We start from the raw sequence: 19841 nt of genomic DNA, 5'->3' as shown, positions 1-19841 counted from the left end.
CATTTAAGAATATCTTTCGCGTTCGCGGAAGGCCGTCTGAGGATTCGGTGCCGCACGCCTGCCGGATTGCTCGCGATCGGGAATCTCACAGCGGCCCATCCGAGCGCCTGATCCCTGCCGAATCCCGCGCCGAGAACCCTCATCCACGGCACGGAAGGAACCGCCATGAGGTTCAAGCGCCCATCCGGCCGCCGGCGGCGCGCCCTGGCTCTGCTCGGCGCCGGTGCCCTGCTCACCGGCTCGGTCTACAGCCTCGGCCCCGCCACCGCGACCGCCTCCAGTCACCGCGAGGCGCCCCTGATCGCCGCCGACCCGGCGGTCGACAACACCGACCTGTACGCCTTCGTCAGCCCGGACCGGCCCGGGTACGTCACGTTCGTCGCGAACTGGCAGCCGTTCTCCGAGCCCAACGGCGGCCCGAACTTCTACCCGTTCGCCACCGACGCGACGTACCACATCAAGGTCGACAACGACGGCGACGCGAGGCCCGACGCCGAGTTCCGGTGGAAGTTCCGGAACATCGACAAGCGCGGCAACGACACGTTCCTGTACAACAACGGGCCGGTCACCTCGCTCGACGACGAGAACCTGCTGTTCAAGCAGACCTACTCCCTGGAGTCGTCGTTCAACGGCGAGCCGTTCAAGACCCGCGTACGCAACGCCCCGGTGGCGCCGTCCCGGGTCGGCCCGGCGTCCATGCCGGACTACCAGACGCTGCGCGACCAGGCCACCCAGACCCTGCCGGGCGGCTGGAACATCTTCGCCGGCCAGGCCGACGACCCGTTCTTCCTGGACCTGCGCGTCTTCGACTTCCTGTACGGCGGCGACCTCTCGGAGACCGGCCAGGACACCGTCTCCGGCTACAACGTCAACACCATCGCCATCCAGGTGCCGTTCAAGGACGTGGCACTCAAGGGCGACGCCGGGCGCAACCCGGTGATCGGCGTGTGGACCACCACCGAGCGCGACCGGGTCCGCATCACCGGATCCGACTCCGGCTCCGGCGGCAAGGTCCAGGTGTCGCGCCTCGGCAACCCGCTCGTCAACGAGGTGGTCGTGCCGGCCGGCCTGAAGGACGCCTTCAACGCCAGCCCGCCGCGACGCGACGCGCAGACCCCGGCCCTGGTCAAGCGGGTCCTCGAACCCGAGGTGCCGAAGCTGATCGAGGCGATCTACGGGATCCCGGCGCCACCGACACCCCGCAACGACCTCTCCGAGATCTTCCTGACCGGCATCACCACCAAGGCCGGCGGTCCGATCAAGGCGGACCTGAACTCGCAGCTCAACAACAAGGACGTGAAGGCCTCACAGTTCCAGCCCGCCGAAGAACTGCGGCTGAACCTGTCGGTGCCGGTCGCGGGCCAGCCGAACCGGCTGGGCGTGCTCGGCGGTGACCTGCAGGGCTTCCCGAACGGTCGCCGGCTCGCCGACGACGTGCTGGACATCGAACTGCAGGCCCTCGTCGGTGCGGCACAGACCGGCAAGCTGGTGGACGCGCTGGCGGCCGGCGACAAGGTCGACGCCAACGATCAGGACTTCGGGGACGCGTTCCCGTACGTGGCCCTGCCCAACGGGGTCGGCGTGAACACGGTCGGCCAGCCGGGTGGCTCCGCACCCTCGGCCTCCGCGTCCACCTCCGCCTCCCCCGCCGGTGTCGCTGCTTCCCCCGCCGCGGCATCCTCATCCCGCGCCGCCACCGTGCCGGTTGCGTACGCGGCGACCGGTGCCTCCGGCCTCGGTGTGCTCATCGTCGCGGCCGGGCTGGTGCTCTTCCTGCGGCGCCGCCGCCGGACGCTGCCCGCGGCACCGACGCGGGCGTTCCCCGAGGACGACCGGACCATCCCGCTGTGACCGCCAGGGCGGGCGCGCCGTCGAGCGCGCCCGCCCGTTCCACTTCGGAGACCTCGATGCGACGCACCCTGATCCGTCTCGGACTGGCCACCGCGATCGCCGCCGCCCTGCTCGGTGCCGCGGCCGTGGTGACCCGGCCGGCCCCGGAGGACCCCACCACCGTGCCGGCCGCGCAGAGCGCCGTCCGGCCGCCCGCCGACCTGCTCGGCGACCGGATCGCCCGCGCACAGCAGCGCCTCCGCGACGTGCCCGGTGACTGGCCCGGCTGGGCGGCACTCGGCGGGGCATACCTGGAGCAGGCGCGGATCACCGCGGATCCGGGGCTCTATCCCAAGGCTGAGCAGGCCGCCAAGCGGTCCCTCGCCCTGCGGCGCGACGGCAACGGAGACGCGCTGGTGGTGCTCGGTGCGCTCGCCAACGCGCGGCACGACTTCCCGGCGGCCCGCGACCACGCCCGGGCAGCGCTCACGATCGATTCTTTCGACGCTGACGCGTACGGCGTCCTCACCGACGCTCTCACCCAGCTCGGCGACGCGGCCGGCGCGACGTCCGCCGCGCAGCGGATGCTCGACCTGCGGCCGGGGCTGGCCGCGTACACCCGCGCCTCCTACGACCTCGAACTGCGCGGCCGCCTCGCCGAGGCGAACGACCTGATGCGGCGCGGCCTGGACGGCGCGGTCGACCCGCACGATGTGGCGTTCTGCCGCGTCCAGCTGGGTGACCTGGCCTTCGGGCGGGGCGACCTGGACACCGCCTCCGCCGAATACGCGGCGGCTCTGTCCGCCGACCCGTCCTCGATCGCCGCCCGGCACGGCACGCTTCGCGTCATGGCCGCCCGCGGCGACCTGCGGGGCGCGCTGACCGGGTACGCCGGTCTCACCGCCAGCCTGCCCTCGACGTCGGCGCTCCTGGAGTATGCGGAGCTGCTGCGCCTCGCGGGGCGCGAGGCCGAAGCTTCTCAGCAACTCGAACTGGCCGAGGCCGCGGAGGGGCTGTTCACGGCGAACGGCGGCGCGGACGGGCTGACCGCGGCGGCGCTCGCGCTCGCGCGGAACCGGCCGGCGGACGCGGTCGCAGCCGCCAGTGCGGAGTGGAAGAAGCGCCGGCACCCGGATGTGGCGGACACGCTCGCGTGGGCGCTGCACGCTACCGGGCGGGACGCCGAGGCGCTCCCCTATGCGGAGCGGGCGGTTGCCGGGGGCGGGCACACGGCCGTTCACACCTATCACCTCGGGATGATCCAGCTCAGCCTCGGGCGGCAGGCAGAGGCGCGTACCGAGATCGACCGCGCGCTGCGCACCAACCCGTACTTCTCCCCGCTCGACGCATCCACCGCTCGCCGTGCTCTCGCCGGCCTGCGTCCCTGAAGGAGCTCGTGATGAGCAAGCGCTCGCTAGCCTGGGTCGTCGCCGCGGCGGTCGTGGGTGTCATCGTCTGGCCGGCGTCCCCGGCGTCGGCGCACCCGCGCGGCAACTTCTCGGTCAACCAGTACGCGGGGCTCACCCTCACCCCGGACCGTGTCGAGGTGGACGCCGTCGTGGACGCGGCCGAGATCCCCACGCTGCAGGACCGGCCCCGCGCCGACCTCGACGGGGACGGGACCCTTCGGGAGAACGAACGTTCTATCTATGCGCGGGCGGAGTGCGCCCGGCTTGCCGACGGCTTCGCCGTATCGGCGGGCGGGCGGCTTCCGTGGACGGTGTCCGGGCAGGTTTACGACGTGCTGCCGGGCACCGGCGGCCTGGCCACGAGCCGGCTCGGCTGCCGGCTGAGCGCGCCCGTTTCTCTGCGGTCGCCGGCAACGGTACGGGTGGACAACAGCTACCGAGTGGACCGAGTGGGCTGGCGGGAGATCACGGCGGTCGGGGCGGGGGTGCGGCTGGCTTCGTCGTCGGTGCCGGCCGAGAGCGTGTCAGGGCAGCTCAAGACCTATCCGGCTGATGTGCTCTCGTCGGCGCCGGATGTGCGGTCGGCGACGATTGAGGTGGGCGGCCTCGGGGAGACCGGCGCGGCCGCCGCCGCGGGCTCGGGTGCTGAGGCGGCTGGGATTCGGGCGCAGGGTGGGCCTTCGTGGCTTGCCTCGGCGCAGAGCCGGGTGGAGTCGCTGCTCGGGGGCCGGCTGACGCCGGTGGTGGTGGGGCTGGCGTTTCTGCTGGCGCTGCTGCTGGGGGCGGGGCACGCCGCACTGCCCGGACACGGCAAGACGGTGATGGCCGCCTACTTCGCCGGGCGACGGGGCCGGATTCGGGACGCGCTGGCGGTGGGTGGGACTGTCACGCTGGCCCACACCGGTGGGGTGCTGGTGTTGGGGGTCGTCCTCAGCACCTCGACTGCGCTGGCGGGTGAGCAGGTGCTCAGTGTGCTCGGTGTGGTCAGCGGGGTGATCGTGGTTGTGGTCGGCGCGCGGATGCTGGTCAGGACTCGGCGGGGGCGGGGCTTGGAGGGGCACTCCCATGAGCACCACTCCCATGAACACCACTCGCATGACGGCCACTCCCATGACGGCCACTCCCACGACCACGGCCACTCACACGGCCATTCCCATGAGTCGCACTCCCATGACCACCACCCCCATGACCACGGCCACGCCGGCTCCCAGGAGCCGCACTCCCATGACCACCACTCCCACGGCCACGCCCACTCCCCGGAGCCGCACTCCCAGGAGCGGGCGCACCGGCACGGGCATGGCCACTCGCACGCCCCTCGCCGTGGATTTGATCTGGCCGGGATCGGGCTTGCCGGAGGGCTGGTCCCCAGTCCGTCCGCGCTCGTCGTCCTGCTCGGCGCGATCGGGCTCGGGCGCGCGGGACTCGGCGTGGCGCTGGTCCTGGCCTACGGCGTCGGCATGGCCGCGACACTCACCGCCGTCGGCCTGCTCCTGGTCGTAGCCCAGAACCGCCTCGCCGGCCTGATCGCCGCCGGTGGCTGGGCCGGTCGCGCCGGCGCCCGGCTCTCCCACCTCGGCAGGCGCGTCGCAGCCGGCACCCCCACCGCCACCGCGGCACTGATCGTTCTCGTGGGAGTCGGCATCGGGGTACGCGCCATCGCCTGAGGCGCCGCCGCCCGGCCATCCACGTGAGCGCGGTAACTCACGGCGGTCAGGACCGCAGCGATGTTCCGCAACACGGAGCCCAGCCACAAACCCAGCTCAGCACGCCCGCGGGAGTCCAGAGCGGTGGAGAGAGGGCCGGCCACCCTAGGCGCTACCGGTTCCCGCCGCGGAAGATGCGGAGGAAGAAGAGGAAAACGTTCAGGATGTCCAGGAAGATCGAGGCGGCCAGCAGCGGCGCCGAGTCCACGTCCGACGAGCGGCGCAACCGCTGGAAGTCGAACATGATGAAGCCGGCGAAGATGACCAGGCCCAGCACGGAGTAGATCAGCGAGCCGTACGGGATGTTCACGAAGATCAGCACGATCCCGAAGACGAGCAGCGCGACCAGGGCCCAGAAGCAGATGCGCGCCAGTGCTGTCAGGTCGCGGCGCGTCGCGTACCCCGCTGCTCCGAAGGCCGCCACGAACAGCGCCGTCGCCGCACCCGCCTGCCAGAGCGCCTGTGGGTCGGTCGCCGCGTAATAGACCAGTGTCGGCGCCACCGCCACGCCCATCAGCAGGCCGAACCCGCCGAGCAGCGCGACCGTCGTCTGCCTCGACCGCTTGACCGTGAACTGCATGGCGATCAGCGCGGCGAACGAGGCGAGGTAGGCGACGAAGGCAGCGAAACCGGGCAGGTTGCGGCCCAGGTACGCGCCGAGGGCGAACAGCGCGGTGGTCGCCGCGACGAAGCCCATAGTCTGCGCGAACAGGGTGTGGCCCCGGTCGCGGGCGGCGATCCCGGCCGGAGGGTACGCGTAGGTCTCGTCCATGCCGACCACTCTGGCCCGGAGAGGCCGCCCGGACACCCTCCGCCAGGGGTGATACGAACTCGTCGCGGAGATCTCCTCAAGGTTGCCCGGCCGGCTCCGATTGCTGGCGGTACGAGCCCGCCCTCCGACCCCGGAGCGACCCCCTTGAAGGCAGACAGAACCGAGCACACCGGCTGGGCGCGACTGTGCCTGCTCGTCGGCGCCGTCGTGGCCGCCTTCGGCCTGGTCCTGGGCACAGGCGTGGCCGGGCCCGAGTTCTCGCAGACCCTCTCCAACTTCGGCCTGTGCCTCGGCGCGATCGCCGCGGCGGTGTCCTGCCTCATCCGGGCGCGCTCGTTCACCGGCCGCCTGCGCTGGGGCTGGGGACTGGTCGGACTCGGCGTGCTCAGCTGGGGTCTCGGGCAGGGCGCCTGGGTCTACCTGGAGTCGTTCCAGGGTGATCAGGCCCCGTTCCCGTCGATCGCCGACCTCGGTTACGTCGGGATGGTCCTGCTCACCCCGGTCGGCCTGCTCGTGATGCCGAGCCGCGCCCAGAGCCTCGCCAACCGCGCCCGGATCGTCCTGGACGGCCTGATGGTCGCCGCCTCGCTCGTACTGATCGCCTGGATCTTCGTGATCACCCCGCTGATCGAAGCCGGTCAGGACAGCACGCTCGCCCTCACGGTCAGCCTCGCCTACCCGCTGGGCGACGTGGTGATCGTGACCGTGGTCCTGTACATGCTGGCCCAGCAGCGCCGGCACGGCCGCACGTTCGACCAGCTCGCCCTCGTCGGCGTCGGCATCACCGCTTTCGCGGTCTCCGACATCGGGTACGCGTACCTCAGCCTGATCGGCGAGTACAACTCCGGTGGCGTCACCGACATCGGGTGGTTCGCCGGCTTCTCCATGATCCTGCTCGCCGCGTTCAAGCCCGTCCCGCCCCCGGACGAGGACGACGAGGAGCGGGACGGCGACAACGCCCAGCCCGTCGGCATCATGCTGCCGTACGTAGCCGTGCTCGCCGCGCTGCTGACCTCCGTGGTCTGGTACGCCCGCACCGGCGACAACAACGTCTTCGTCACCTACATCCGCTCGATCCTGATCCTGCTGATCGTCGTACGCCAGCTCCTCACCCTCCGGGAGAACCGCGGGCTGACCCGCACCCTGGAGGCCCGCGTCGCCGCTCGCACCACCGAGCTGTTCGCCAGCGAGCAGCGTTTCCGCGCCCTCGTCCAGCACAGCTCCGACGTGGTCACCGTGGTCAGCCCGGACGCGGACGTGCTCTACCAGAGCGAGTCGGCCCATCGGGTCTTCGGCTACCCCGCCCGCGTGCTGACCGGCCGCCGGCTGACCAAGCTGATCGATCCGGAGTCCGGACTGCGCCTGGCACAGGCCCTGCGCCAGGTCGCCAGCCGCCCGTACGCGACCACGGTCCTCGAACTGACCGTGCGGCACCGCGACGGACGCGTCCGGCAGGCCGAGATGACCATCACCAACCTGCTCTCCGACCCGAACGTGGCCGGGCTGGTGCTGAACACGCGCGACATCAGCGAGCGCAAGGAGCTGCAGGACCAGCTGGTGCACGAGGCGTACCACGACGCGCTCACCCAGCTCGCCAACCGCGCCCTGTTCCGGGAACGGCTCACCGGCGCGATCCGCAGGCGCGAGGACGGCGGCGACGTCACCGTGCTCTTCCTGGACCTGGACGGGTTCAAGGAGGTCAACGACAGCCTCGGCCACCTGACCGGCGACCAGTTGCTGGTGCAGGTCGCCGACCGCCTGCGCGCCTCGGTGCGCGACGGCGACCTGGTGGCCCGGTTCGGCGGCGACGAGTTCGCGGTGCTGATCCAGTCGGCGCCGGGCACCGACGACGACGAGGCCGGCCGGGTCGCCCAGCGGATCATCGACGTGCTCGAGGAGCCGTTCGCCATCGAGGCCCGCAGCATCCACGTACAGGCCAGCATCGGCCTGGCCGCCGCCGGGCTGCTGGCCGAGGCCGGTCTGCTCGGCGACGCCGAGGCGGACATCGCCGAGCAGCTCATGCGCAACGCCGACCTGGCCATGTACAAGGCGAAGTCGGCGGGCGGCAGCTGCTACGCCAGCTACGACCCGGAGATGCTCTCCGAGCTGGTCGCACGCCTGGAGCTGGAGGCCGACCTGCGGGTGGCACTCGAACGCGGGCAGCTGCGCCTGCACTACCAGCCCACCATCGACGTGGCGACCAACGAGGTGATCGGCTTCGAGGCGCTGGCCCGCTGGCAGCACCCGGAGCGCGGGCTGATCCCGCCCGCCGAGTTCATCCCGATCGCCGAGGCCACCGGGCTGATCGTCCCGCTCGGCCGCTGGGTGCTGCGCGAGGCGTGCCGCCAGGCCGTCGAGTGGAGCGCCGCCGGCGAGGGCCGCCCGATCAAGATGGCGGTCAACGTCTCGGTACGCCAGTTCGACCGCACCGACCTCGTCGAGGTGGTCGCCGGCATCCTCGCCGAGACCGGCATGCCCGCGAACCAGCTCTGCCTGGAGATGACCGAGAGCGTGCTGATGACCGACACCGACGACAACCTGGAGCAGCTGCTGCGGCTCAAGGCGCTCGGCGTGACGCTGGCGATCGACGACTTCGGCACCGGGTACTCGTCCCTCGCCTACCTGCGCCGCTTCCCGGTCGACACGCTCAAGATCGACCGCTCGTTCGTGGAGCGGCTCGGCACCCTGACCGACGACACCGCGCTCGCCGACACCATCGTCCAGCTCGGCAAGAGCCTGGGCATGGCCACCGTCGCCGAGGGCATCGAGGAGTTCGTGCAGCTGGAGGCGCTGCGCGAGATGGGCTGCCACTTCGCCCAGGGCTACTACTTCTCCCGCCCGGTCTCGGCCGACCAGGCCGGCCTGCTGCTCACCGCCACCGCAACCGCCCCCGCCCGCTGACGCACGTCAACGAAACCCCCCTGGAGAGTCGCATGTCCCTCGGCACCGTCACGTCCGCACTCCCGGACCAGTGGCCGGCCAGCCTCGCGCCCGAGATGCTCGAGGTGATCGACGTGCCGACGCCCTACCTCGTCACCGACCTCGACGTGGTCGCCGACCGGCACGCCGCCTTCACCGCTGCGATGCCCGGCGTGCGGACGTTCTACGCGATGAAGTGCAACCCGGCGCCGGAGATCCTGCGCACGCTCGCCGCGTGCGGGTCCAGCTTCGAGATCGCCTCGATCGGTGAGCTGCGGATGCTGCGGGCGCTCGGTGCCGACCCGTCGGAGGTGCTGTACAGCAATCCGGTCAAGCCGCCGGCGCACATCGCCGAGGCGTACCGGGCCGGGCTGTGGCGGTTCAGCTTCGACGCGCCGAACGAGCTCGCCAAGATCGCCGAGCAGGCGCCGGGTGCCGCCGTCTACGTCCGGCTGCGCGTCGACGACAGCACCAGCGTGTTCCCGCTGTCGCGCAAGTTCGGCACGGACGTCGACGACGCTCACGCGCTGATGCTGCTCGCCCGGCGGCTCGGGCTGCGGCCGTATGGCGTGACCTTCCACGTCGGGTCGCAGTGTGGGAACGCGGGCGCGTACCGCAACGCGATCGCCGCCGCCGGCACGCTGATGACCCGGCTGCTCCGCGACGGCATCGAGCTGGAGATGCTCGACATGGGCGGCGGTTTTCCCGCCCGGTATGCGAGCGGCGTGCCCACGATCGAGGAGATCGGCGGGATCGTCGCCGAGGCGCTGACCGCCCTGCCCTACCGGCCGGAGCTGGTCGCCGCCGAGCCGGGCCGCCACCTGGTCGCCGAGTCCGGCGTGATCGCCGCGACGGTCATCGGGCGCGAGCGCCGCGGCGACGAGAACTGGCTGTTCCTCGAGGTCGGCGGCTATCACGGCCTGATGGAGGCGCTGCAGACGCCGGGCGGCTGGGACTTCCCGCTGTGGACGTCGCTGCGCGACCACGCCGAGGTGCCGCACGTGCCGTTCACGGTCACCGGCCCCAGCTGCGACAGCTCCGACACCATCGGCCGCGACATCGCGCTGCCGTCCACCCTCGCCGTCGGCGACGTCGTCTACCTGGGCAGCGCCGGCGCCTACACCCTCGCGTACGCCTCCGCCTTCAACGGTTTCCAGCCGCCCACGCCGATCTTCGTCGGCACGGGCGGACCGCCGCGTGCCGGCCGCTGACGCGCGACCCGCCCGGGGCCGCCGCCGCGCCCGGCCCGGCGGCATGCGCCGGGCCGGGCGTCTGCGTGAGCTCCTGGTCGCGGGCGTCGTCGACTCGTTCGGCATGGCCCTGGGCTGGACCGTCGTCGTCCTGATCGCGACGGCCCGCGGCGGGCTGGCCGAGGCCGCCCTCTACAACGCCGCCATGCTCGCCGGCGCCGTGCTGTCCGCGCCGGTCACCGGCTGGCTGGCCCGGCGCTTCGACGGCCGTACGCTGCTGCGCGGCTCGGCCGCCGTCGAGGTGGTTCTGCGCCTGGCCGTCCTCGGCGGCCTGGTCGCCGGGGCGCCCTCGTGGTCGATCGCCGCCGCGATCCTGCTGATGCACACGGCCGCGTGGGCCGGCTTCGCGGGGATGCGCGCCGAGGTCAGCGTCGTGAACGCCTCGCCGCAGTCGATGACCCGCTACGTCATGTGCATCATGGGCGTGGAGGCGGCCGGCACCGCACTCGCGGCGCTGCTGCCGCTCGGTGACGGCGGCTACCCGACCGGGTGGCTGCTCGGCGCGATCTTCGTGGTCTACCTGGGCTCGCTGCTGCCGACCGTGCTGTCCGCCCGCCGGGCCCGGATCGCGCCGACCCCGGCCGCCGCGACCGCGCCGGTCGGGCACTTCGGCAGCAACCCGCACGCGTTCACGCCCGCCGCCCGGCCGGCCGGGCGGGGCCGCCACGCCGCGGCGACGCCCGCGCCGGGAATGCGGCTGCCGTCGCCGCGCCTGCTGGCCGGCGGCGGCGCGGTCATGCTGATCGCCGCCGGGCCGACGCTGCTCGCCGTGCCGGTCGTCGAGGAGCTGTACGGCGGCGCCTGGGTGGCCGGCTCGGCGGTGGCCTTCTGCCTCGGCACCCTGTTCGCCACCACCGCGGTCACCGCGATCGCCAGGCTCAAGCTGCCCGCCCTGCTGCGCTGGTCGCTGTGGGGCCTGGGCATGCTCGCCGGCTGGACACTGGCGCCGCTCGCCGCGCCACTCGTGCTGCTCGCCCAGTTCGGCGCGGGGCTGGCGCAGACCGCGTTCGAGGGCGACATGGACGCGCGCGTCGCCGCCGAGTCGGACGCCGAGTCGGTCACGCGCGATCTCGCGTACGCTGCCTCGGTCCGCGCCATGGGCAGCGCGATCTCGGTCCGGATGTTGCCGATGTTCATCGCCGCGCCGTCGATCGGCATCGTGGCCAGCGGCCTGAGCCTGGTCCTGGGCGTCACCACCGTGGTCCTGTGGGCCGGCCTACTGGTCGCGCCCCACCTCTTCCGCAAGCTTGCCCATTAACCTGATCCGCTCCGCGACCCGTTCGGCGCCGGCGGTCAGGATCGTGTAGTGGTTGACGTCCGGCACCAGCTCGGCGTCCACCCCGGTGAGCTGCTCCGCGCGGTACAGCCCGCCCTCCTCGTCCATCAGCCCGCGAGGCGCCCAGAGCAGCGGGAAGCCGGCGGGCGGCGGGTTGCGCAGCATGTCCGCGGCGTCACCGCGGACCGCGTCGATCCGGCAGGTCGAGCCGGACCCGGTGAAATCGCGCAGGATGTACGCTTCCAGCTCCGGCCCCCAGTACCTTCCGAGTGCCGGGTTCTGCCGGAAGTAGTCGAGGTAGGCCTGTTCGGACGGGAACGTCATGGACAGCCGCCGCATCGCCGGGCCGATCACCGCTTCCAGGGCGACGTCCACGTCGACGCCGGCCGGCACTCCCAGTGACACCCCACCGTCGATCATCAGCACCGGCCCGGCCCGGTCCGGGTGCCGCGCCGCGGTGGCCGCCACCACGAACCCGCCCATCGAGTGCCCGGCCAGCGGCACGCGCGCCACACCGAACCGGTCCGCCACGGCGATCAGGTCGTCGGCGTGCGCGGCCATCCCGTACGGGCCGGGCAGGTCCGCGCTGCCGGCCCGGCCGCGCAGGTCCGGCGCGACCAGGTGGACGTCGCCGCCGAGAGCCCGCGCGACCGCGGCCCAGGACAGGGCGTTGGCGGTGATGCCGTGCGCGGCGATCACCACGGGTCCGTCGGCGGGCCAGCTCAGCACGCGCAGCGCGCCCCCGGCGACCGGGACGTCGATCTCATCGGGCTCTCTCATGAAGATCAGTTTGCCGTCCAGCCGCCGTCGATGACGATCGAGGATCCGGTGATCACCGAGGCGGGTGGCGCGCACAGGTAGGCGACCGCCTCGGCCACCTCCTCGGGCTCGATCAGGTGCTTGATCGCCGCGCGCTTCAGCATGATCTTGTCGATCACCTCGGCCTCGTCGATGCCGTTGACCTCGGCCTGGTCGGCGATCTGCCGGTCGACCAGCGGGGTACGCACAAACGCCGGGTTGACGCAGTTAGACGTCACCCCGTGCGGCGCGCCCTCCAGAGCGGTCACCTTGGACAGGCCCTCGAGGCCGTGCTTGGCGGTCACGTACGCGGCCTTGTACGGCGACGCGATCAGCCCGTGCACCGAGGAGATGTTGACGATCCGGCCCCAGCCGCGCTCGTACATGTGCGGCAGCACCAGGCGGATCAGCCGGAACGGCGCCTCCACCATGACCCGCTGGATCAGCGTGAACTTGTCCGGCGGGAACTCCGGCAGCGGCGCGACCACCTGCAGGCCGGCGTTGTTGATCAGCACGTCGACATCCGGCGGGAGCGCGTCGACGGCGGCGAGGTCGAACAGGTCGGCGACGATCGCCCGCCCGCCGGTCGCCGCGGCCACCTCCTTCGCCGACTGCTCGTCGACGTCCACCACCACTACTTCGGCGCCCGCCGCGGCCAGTCGCTCGGCGCAGGCGCGCCCGATGCCGCTGCCGGCGCCGGTCACCAGCGCCGTGCGTCCCGTCAGGTCGAGGTCGACCACTCGTGCCGTCGTCATGGCGGTGACCGTACGGGCCGTCGACGGCGGCGAATATGTGCGCCGTCCACACATTGGACCGCCAACCCATGTGATCTCTGCGGGTGGTCCCGGTCACACCCGCGCTCCTAGCGTGTGGCCACACCGAAACAGTTCTTAACGGAAGGCGTCCGATGAGTGGTTCGACGACATCCCGTCGCGCAGTGCTCGGGGCGGTGCTGGCAGCCGTCGCCGTGACCGCGAGCGCCTGCGGGAGCCCGCAGGAGGCCGCCAGTGGTGGCCTCACCGTCGGTGTGGTCTATTCGCAGTCCGGCCCGCTCGCCAGCTACGGCGCGCAGTACGCCGAGGGGTTCAAGGCGGGTCTCGCGTACGCGACCGGCGGCACCGGCAAGATCGGCGAGCGGCAGGTGGAGGTCACCTGGATCGACGACGCCGGCGACCCGGTCAAGGCCGTCTCCGCCGCCAAGGACCTGATCGGCAAGGGCGTCAAGGTGCTCGCCGGTTCCACCAGCTCCGGTGTCGCGCTGCAGGTGGCGCCGCTGGCCGCCGAGAACAAGGTGCTCTTCGTGTCCGGCCCGGCCGCCAGCGACGCGGTGACCGGCGCGAACAAGTACACGTTCCGGTCGGGACGGCAGTCGTACCAGGACGTGCTGACCGCCAAGGCGTACCTGGGCGACGGCAAGAAGGTCCTGGTCTTCGCGCCCGACTCGGCGTTCGGCAAGTCCAACGTCGCGGCCGTGCAGAACGTCCTCGGCGGCGCCGGCGCGACCGTCACCGACATCGCCGTACCGGCCACCGCGACCGACTTCACCCCGTTCGCCAACCAGGTCAAGGCCGCCGCACCCGACCTCGTCTTCGTCGCCTGGGCCGGCACCACCGCCGGCGCCATGTGGCAGGCCCTCGACCAGCAGGGCGTGCTCGCCTCCACCAAGGTGGTCACCGGCCTGGACATCCGCGCCTCCTGGGCCGGGTTCGGCGCCGGCGGCACGAAGCTCAACCTGCTCGCGCACTACTTCGACGGCGCCGCCGACAACGCCGCCTACCAGGCGCTGAAGGCCGCGGTCCCGGGCGGCAAGACCGACCTGTTCCACCCCGACGGGTTCGCCGCGGCTCAGATGATCGTGCACGCGCTGCAGGGCAGCCCGGACGACGTGGACAAGATGGTCGGCTCGCTGGAGGGCTACAGCTTCGACTCGGTCAAGGGCAAACTCACGATCCGGGCCGAGGACCACGCCCTTCTCCAGCCGATGTTCCAGGCCAAGCTGTCCGGCAGCGGCGACGCGCTGACCGCCACCCCGTCCGGCACGCTGACCCCCGAGGACGCCGCGCCACCGGCGGCCGCGATGAAGGGCTGAACAGATGCCGGTCGCCCTCGCCGTCGAGAGCGCCACCTGGCGCATCGGCACCGTGCCGATCGTCGACGACGTGTCCCTCGAGCTCGCACCGGACGAGTTCGTCGCCCTGATCGGTCCCAACGGCGCCGGCAAGACGTCCCTGTTCAACCTGATCAGCGGCCTGCGCCGGCCCAGCTCCGGGCGGATCCTGCTGGGCGGCGGCGACGTGACCACGCTCGCTCCGTACCGCCGGGCCCGTCTCGGCCTGGGCCGCACCTTCCAGACATCCGCCGTCTTCGGCTCGCTCACGGTCGCCGAGAACGTCGCCCTGGCGGTGCAGGCACGGCAGGGCGGCGCGATGCGGGCGTGGCGCAAGCGGGCGGACCGCGACATCGCTGCCCGTGCGGACAAGATCCTTCATGACGTACGCCTGACGCAGCGCGCGGCGAGCCTCGCGGGCAGCCTGGCACACGGCGAGAAACGCAAGCTGGAGATCGCCCTGCTGCTCGCCGGTGAACCGCGGGTCCTGCTGCTGGACGAGCCGATGGCCGGCGTCAGCCTCGAGGACGTACCCGCGCTGGTCGAGGTGATCCGCGGGCTGACCGCCGGCACCGGGCGCAGCGTGCTCATGGTCGAGCACCACATGGAGGTGGTGCTCGACCTCGCCGACCGGGTGGCCGTACTGCACCACGGAGCCCTGCTCGCCTGCGACACACCGGCGGCCGTGATGGCCGACCCGTTCGTCCAGGAGGCCTACCTCGGGGAGGACCTGTGAGCGAGATCCTGCGGGTCAGCGGCCTGTCGGTGCGGCTCGGCGGCTCGCACGTGCTGCAGGACGTCACGTTCGGCGTGGCCGCCACCGGCGTCACCGCGCTGCTCGGGCGCAACGGCGCCGGCAAGACCACCACGCTGCGGGCGATCCTGGGCGAGGTGCCGGCCGAGGGCGCGGTCGAGTACGACGGCAGGCCGGTGCTGGGCCGTCCCACCCACCGGCTGATCCGTGACGGGCTCGCCTACGTGCCCGAGGACCGATGCGTGTTCGCCGGGCTGACCGTCGCGGAGAACCTGCGACTGGCCGAACGGGTCAAGAACCCCGACTACGCGCTGGTCCACGAACTGTTCCCGGAGCTGAAGACCCGGGCCGCCCAGCGTGCGGGAACCCTCTCCGGCGGGCAGCAGCAGATGGTCGCCATCGCGCGCGTGCTGCTCAACCCGAACCGGCTGCTGCTGGTCGACGAACCCACCAAGGGCCTCGCACCGGCGGTGGTGACCGCTGTGGCATCGGTGCTCGGGCGGATCGCGGAGCGCGTACCCGTGCTTCTCGTGGAGCAGAACCTGGCGGTGGTCCGCAAGCTCGCCACCGACGCTGTCGTGATCGAATCCGGGCGCGTCGGGTGGCAGGGGCGCGCGACCGGCCTGCTCGGCGACGCCGAGGCCACCAAGTCACTGCTCGGCGTCGGGAGGCACTGACATGTCCACCGTGGTCCTGCTGACCCTCACCGGGCTCGGCCTCGCGGCCCTGTACTTCCTCATCGCCTCCGGGCTGTCGCTCGTGTTCGGACTGGCCGGCGTGCTGAACTTCGCGCACGGCCTGTTCCTGTCCGTCGGCGCGTACGTGACGTGGTGGGCCGCGCCGCACTGGGGCCTGCCCCTGGCCGTGGTCGCCGGCGTCGCCGCGGCCGCCGCCACCGGCGCACTGGTCGAACTCGTGATGATCCGGCCGCTCTACACCCGGCACACCGAGCAGGTGCTGGTCACCGTCGGCCTGTCGCTGGCCGGTGTCGCGCTGCTCCAGTCGATGTTCGGCGCCGACGCGCGGGTGTTCCCCCGGCCGGACTGGGCCTCCGAGGTGACCGGCGTGCTCGGCGCGCAGGTGCCCGACGACCGGTTCCTGCTGATCGGCGCGGCCGTGCTGGTGCTCGTCGCGCTGCTCGCCTTCCTGCGCTTCACCCGGTACGGCCTGGTGATCCGGGCCGGCGTCGAGAACCGGGCCATGGTCAAGGCGCTCGGCATCGACGTGCGCAACGCGTTCACGCTGGTCTTCGCGATCGGCGGGGCCCTCGCCGGGCTCGCCGGGATCCTCGGCGGCATGTACTTCAGCGCGATCTCACCCGGCCAGGGCGCCTCGCTGCTGATCTTCGCGTTCATCGTCGTGGTCATCGGCGGCCTCGGCTCGGTCACCGGCTCGGCGGTCGCCGCCGTCGCGGTCGGCCTGCTCCAGCAGTTCGTGAACTACTACGGCGCGCCCGGCGCCGGCGACATCAGCGTGGTGGCCCTGCTGGCCGTCGTCCTGCTGCTGCGCCCGTCCGGCATCGCCGGGAAGGTGGCAACCGCATGAGGGCGTCGGTGCGGCCGGTCCTGCCGGTCCTGGCCCTGGTCGTGGCGGCGCTGCTGCCGTTCTCCGCGCTGTCCGTGCCCGGCCTGTTCGAAGGGCCGCTGAACTCACCCGGCACCCTGCAACTGCTCGCCGTCTGCCTGGTCTTCGGCGGGCTCGCGCTCGGGTACGACCTGCTGTTCGGGCGCGCCGGGCTGCTCTCGTTCGGCCACGCGCTCTACATCGCGGCCGGTGCGTACGGCGTCAGCATCCTGGTCAGCCACTACGGCTGGGCGCTGTGGAGCGCCGCGCTGGTCACCGTGCTGGCCGCTGCGATGCTGGCCGCGCTGCTCGGCGCGGTGGCGCTGCAGACCTCGGGCATCGCGTTCTCCATGGTCACGCTCGCGTTCGCGCAGGTCGGCCACATCGCGGTGAGCCGCGACCCGGGCGGCCTGACCGGCGGCGAGGAGGGCCTGCCGATGCTCACTGCCGGGCTGCCCAGCGGCCTGGTCGGGGTGATGAACACGGTGAACCTCTACTGGCTGGCGCTCGCGTTCCTGACCGTCGTGGTCATCGTGGTGCACTCGATCGACCGGGCGCCGCTCGGCCGTACGCTGTCGGGCCTGCGCGACGACGAGCGGCGCGTGGCCGTACTCGGGCTGTCGACCTTCCGGTTGAAGCTCGTGGCGTTCGTCGTGGCCGGTGCTCTGGCCGCGCTCGGCGGTGTCACGTACGCCCTGGTCGCCGGCGGCGTCTCACCGCACGTGGCGTCCTCGGAGCTCACCCTCTCGCTGATCGTCATGGCGGTGCTCGGCGGCGCAGGCACCCGGTGGGGCGCGCTGCTCGGCGGTGTCCTCTACGCCTACCTGGACCAGCGCCTGGCCCGCCTCGGCGGGTCGCTGCCCGGCCCGCTCGGCGAGCCGCTGTTCCTGCTCGGCACGCTGTTCATCCTGGCCGTCTACTTCCTGCCGGGCGGTCTGGCCGGTCTGGGCAGCCGATGGGAGCCGGTGCGGCGCGCGCTCCGTCCGGCCACCACATTGGACCGTAACGGCGAGGCTCAGGCGGTTCGCCAGGGGTGATACTCAGCTGGTGGTGCGCAGACTTCTGCTCCTGACCCTGATCATGGTCGCGGTGGCGCCGTCCGGCGTCGCCGTGGCCGCCGGATCCGCGCCGGCCGGCGCCGCGGGCCTGTTGCCGTTCCCGAGCGACCGGTTCACGGTCCGGGACCGCACCAGCCCCACCGGGCTGCGTGTGCGTTTCGAGGCGGGCGCGCTGCCGGCGAACGTGGCCGGCAAGCACATCGACCCCGCCGAGTGGAACCGGCAGGACGGCTTCAGCCCCGGCACCCCGATCCTGGCCCACGTGCCCGGCCTCGACCCGGTGGCCACCGGCATCCCGCCGGTCACCGACATCGGCCGGTCCCTGGCACCCGGCTCACCGATCCTGCTGATCAACACGCGCACCGGCGAGCGCACGCCGTACTGGGCGGAGCTCGACGCGCACGCCACCGAGAACCGGCTGCTCATCATCCGGCCGGCGGTGGCGCTGCGCGAGGCCACCCGCTACCGCGTCGTGCTGCGCGGGATGCGCGACAGCGGCGGCGCGCTGATCCGGCCGTACCTGTTCCGGACCTGGGAGTTCACCGTCGCGAGCGCGAAGAGTCTCACCGGCCGGGTCCTGCGGATGCGCGACGACGCGTTCGCCGCGCTCGGCCGGTCCGCGCCGGGCTTCACGGTCAGCCAGGTCACCGACTACACCCCCGCGCAGGATCCGCGCATCGCCCGGCAGGTCCGCGGCACGGTCACGGTGCCGAGCTACCTGACCGGCACCGGCGGCCCCGGCTCCCGCCTGAACTACGCGCAGCCGGTCACCGCGAACTCGCTGCCGGCCGGCTCCGGCACCGCGCTGAACGCCGAGTTCGTCTGCAACATCCCGCGCAGCGCGAGCGCCGCCACCCCGGCACACCTCTCGCTGTACGGTCACGGCCTGCTCGGCTCGCCCACCGAGGTCAACGCCGGCAACGTGAAGCAGATGTCGCAGGACCACACGTTCATGTTCTGCGCCACCAGCTGGATCGGGCTGTCCAACGGCGACATCCCGTTCGTCGTGCAGACCTGGAGCGACCTGAGCACGTTCCCGGCCGTACCGGACCGGCTGCAGCAGAGCTTCCTGAACTTCCTGTTCCTCGGCCGGGCCATGATCGCGCGCGGCGGCTTCGCGTCCCACCCCGCCTTCCAGGACGCGGCCGGCCGCAGCCTGCTCGACCGCGCCGGCGGCCTGCACTACGACGGCAACAGCCAGGGCGGCATCAACGGCGGCGCCCTCACCGCCATCGCGCAGGACTGGACCCGCTCGGTCCTCGGCGTACCCGCGATGAACTACAGCACCCTGCTGCAGCGCAGCGTCGACTTCGCCCCGTTCCAGCAGCTCATGAACCAGTCCTACCCCGACAAGACCGACCAGCAGCTGATCCTGGCCCTGATCCAGATGCTGTGGGACCGCGGCGAGGCCAACGGGTACGCCCAGCACCTCACCTCCCACCCGCTGCCGCACACCCCCGCACACCAGGTCCTGATGCACGTGGCCTTCGGCGACCACCAGGTCTCCCCCGCCGCCGCCCAGGTACAGGCCCGCACCATCGGCGCCCGCATCCACCAGCCCGCCCTGGCCCCCGGCTGGTCCGACGAGGTGGTCCCGTTCTGGGGCATCAAGCCCATCCGCCACTACCCGCACCGGGGCTCCGCCTTCGTGATGTGGAACAGCGGCCAGACCTTCTCCCCACCACCCACCAACCTGGCCCCGGCGGGCCCGGAGTACGGCCCGGACTCCCACGAGTTCCCCCGCGCCCAGCCGGGCGCCCAGCAACAGAAGGCCACCTTCCTACTCACCGGCAAGGTCATCGACGTCTGCGAGGACGCCCCCTGCCCCTGACCTACGTTGTACGCACGTGCCGGTGCCCGATGTCCGGGTAGGCGGGTGGTGCGGCCGGCAGCAGGTCACGCAACGCATAGCCGCACCTGACCGCCACCCGGCAGGACGCCTGATTGGCGACCGCGTGGCACAGGTCCAGATGGGTGAGCGGGACTATGTCCTGCGCCCCCAGAGCCCATTGCGACACGGTCTCCAGCGCGCGAGCGGCGACGCCCTGTCCCCGGGCATGACCCGCCGTCCAGTAGCCAACCTCCGCCGAGCCCGCGGTTCCGACCGTCACCGCCACGAGCCCGCGCGGCGAACGGTCGTCGGTGTCGGCGACCACCGCGAAACTGAACCGTGTCGCGGTGGCCCAGCCGGTGGCCTGCCGGTCGAGCCAATGACGGGCCTGGGCCTCGTCGGTCAGTGAGGTGTTCAGCCAGCGGCGCAGCTCCGGATCCCGGTGCGCCGCGACCAGGGCCGGCAGGTCGTCGGACCGCCACGGCCGCATCAGCAAGGCGGACACGGACCCCGCACCCGGCACCTGCAGGACGATCGTCATAGCCCGGCATTCTGCGTAACCCACGCCACC

The 19841-nt window shown here is 72.3% G+C and carries 16 protein-coding genes; 12 read left to right on the top strand and 4 right to left on the bottom strand.

Annotated elements, in window-relative coordinates; genetic code table 11:
• Positions 1-165: 165 nt before the first annotated feature.
• From AB0M02_RS24640 to AB0M02_RS24630, 3 genes are read left to right on the top strand one after another with little or no spacing between them, the layout of a single operon-like run.
• Complete coding sequence (locus tag AB0M02_RS24640; protein WP_364230415.1) at positions 166-1851, top strand: DUF4331 domain-containing protein; 1686 nt, start codon at positions 166-168, stop codon at positions 1849-1851.
• Between the two features lie 56 nt (positions 1852-1907).
• Positions 1908-3218 carry a hypothetical protein gene (locus AB0M02_RS24635; protein WP_364230413.1) on the top strand — a complete coding sequence of 437 codons (1311 nt, stop codon included), beginning with the start codon at positions 1908-1910 and terminating at the stop codon, positions 3216-3218.
• A gap of 11 nt (positions 3219-3229) precedes the next feature.
• Positions 3230-4903, top strand: coding sequence for a hypothetical protein (locus tag AB0M02_RS24630; RefSeq protein ID WP_364230411.1), 1674 nt, complete (start codon positions 3230-3232; stop codon positions 4901-4903).
• Positions 4904-5054: 151 nt separating this feature from the next.
• Here the strand turns inward: AB0M02_RS24630 and AB0M02_RS24625 are convergent, their stop codons facing one another.
• A complete protein-coding gene (locus tag AB0M02_RS24625) occupies positions 5055-5714 on the bottom strand; it encodes a Bax inhibitor-1 family protein (RefSeq protein ID WP_364230409.1) in 660 nt (219 codons plus the stop codon).
• Between the two features lie 144 nt (positions 5715-5858).
• On the opposite strand from AB0M02_RS24625, the gene AB0M02_RS24620 reads away from it, so the two are divergent.
• Genes AB0M02_RS24620 through AB0M02_RS24610 form a run of 3 tightly spaced genes read left to right on the top strand, consistent with a single transcriptional unit; the run spans position 5859 to position 11141 of the window.
• A complete protein-coding gene (locus AB0M02_RS24620) occupies positions 5859-8615 on the top strand; it encodes a bifunctional diguanylate cyclase/phosphodiesterase (protein ID WP_364230406.1) in 2757 nt (918 codons plus the stop codon).
• 32 nt (positions 8616-8647) lie between these two features.
• Positions 8648-9844 (top strand): type III PLP-dependent enzyme, encoded by a 1197-nt coding sequence (locus AB0M02_RS24615; protein ID WP_364230403.1) that lies wholly within the window; start codon positions 8648-8650, stop codon positions 9842-9844.
• Complete coding sequence (locus AB0M02_RS24610; RefSeq protein ID WP_364230400.1) at positions 9831-11141, top strand: hypothetical protein; 1311 nt, start codon at positions 9831-9833, stop codon at positions 11139-11141. Before AB0M02_RS24615 ends, AB0M02_RS24610 begins: the two co-directional genes overlap by 14 nt.
• Here AB0M02_RS24610 and AB0M02_RS24605 read toward each other — a convergent pair.
• Both AB0M02_RS24605 and AB0M02_RS24600 read right to left on the bottom strand, forming a co-directional pair.
• Positions 11100-11939: an alpha/beta hydrolase gene (locus AB0M02_RS24605; protein ID WP_364230398.1), complete on the bottom strand. Its 840-nt coding sequence runs from the start codon at positions 11937-11939 to the stop codon at positions 11100-11102. The two genes, AB0M02_RS24610 and AB0M02_RS24605, sit on opposite strands and share 42 nt — an antisense overlap.
• A gap of 5 nt (positions 11940-11944) precedes the next feature.
• Complete coding sequence (locus AB0M02_RS24600) at positions 11945-12712, bottom strand: 3-hydroxybutyrate dehydrogenase (RefSeq protein WP_364230396.1); 768 nt, start codon at positions 12710-12712, stop codon at positions 11945-11947.
• A gap of 152 nt (positions 12713-12864) precedes the next feature.
• Here AB0M02_RS24600 and AB0M02_RS24595 point away from each other — a divergent pair, with 152 nt between their 5' ends.
• From AB0M02_RS24595 to AB0M02_RS24570, 6 genes are read left to right on the top strand one after another with little or no spacing between them, the layout of a single operon-like run.
• A complete protein-coding gene (locus tag AB0M02_RS24595; RefSeq protein WP_364230393.1) occupies positions 12865-14046 on the top strand; it encodes a substrate-binding domain-containing protein in 1182 nt (393 codons plus the stop codon).
• A 4-nt stretch (positions 14047-14050) separates the two neighbouring features.
• Positions 14051-14800 carry an ABC transporter ATP-binding protein gene (locus tag AB0M02_RS24590; protein WP_364230392.1) on the top strand — a complete coding sequence of 250 codons (750 nt, stop codon included), beginning with the start codon at positions 14051-14053 and terminating at the stop codon, positions 14798-14800.
• Complete coding sequence (locus AB0M02_RS24585) at positions 14797-15495, top strand: ABC transporter ATP-binding protein (RefSeq protein WP_364230390.1); 699 nt, start codon at positions 14797-14799, stop codon at positions 15493-15495. The genes AB0M02_RS24590 and AB0M02_RS24585 overlap by 4 nt, the downstream gene beginning before the upstream one ends.
• A gap of 1 nt (position 15496) precedes the next feature.
• Positions 15497-16363, top strand: coding sequence for a branched-chain amino acid ABC transporter permease (locus AB0M02_RS24580; protein ID WP_364230388.1), 867 nt, complete (start codon positions 15497-15499; stop codon positions 16361-16363).
• The gene (locus AB0M02_RS24575; protein ID WP_364230387.1) at positions 16360-17418 is read left to right on the top strand and encodes a branched-chain amino acid ABC transporter permease; all 1059 of its coding nucleotides are present in this window, start codon (positions 16360-16362) and stop codon (positions 17416-17418) included. The genes AB0M02_RS24580 and AB0M02_RS24575 overlap by 4 nt, the downstream gene beginning before the upstream one ends.
• Before the next feature lie 10 nt (positions 17419-17428).
• Positions 17429-19270, top strand: a complete 1842-nt coding sequence (locus AB0M02_RS24570; protein ID WP_364230385.1) for a hypothetical protein — start codon at positions 17429-17431, stop codon at positions 19268-19270.
• Between the two features lies 1 nt (position 19271).
• Here AB0M02_RS24570 and AB0M02_RS24565 read toward each other — a convergent pair whose 3' ends face one another.
• Positions 19272-19811 (bottom strand): GNAT family N-acetyltransferase, encoded by a 540-nt coding sequence (locus AB0M02_RS24565; protein ID WP_364230383.1) that lies wholly within the window; start codon positions 19809-19811, stop codon positions 19272-19274.
• Between the last annotated feature and the right edge of the window lie 30 nt (positions 19812-19841).

It is taken from the genome of Actinoplanes sp. NPDC051861 (assembly GCF_040681145.1).
In the GTDB taxonomy this organism is placed as follows: domain Bacteria; phylum Actinomycetota; class Actinomycetes; order Mycobacteriales; family Micromonosporaceae; genus Actinoplanes.
This window is presented reverse-complemented; position numbering and strand designations above follow the sequence as displayed.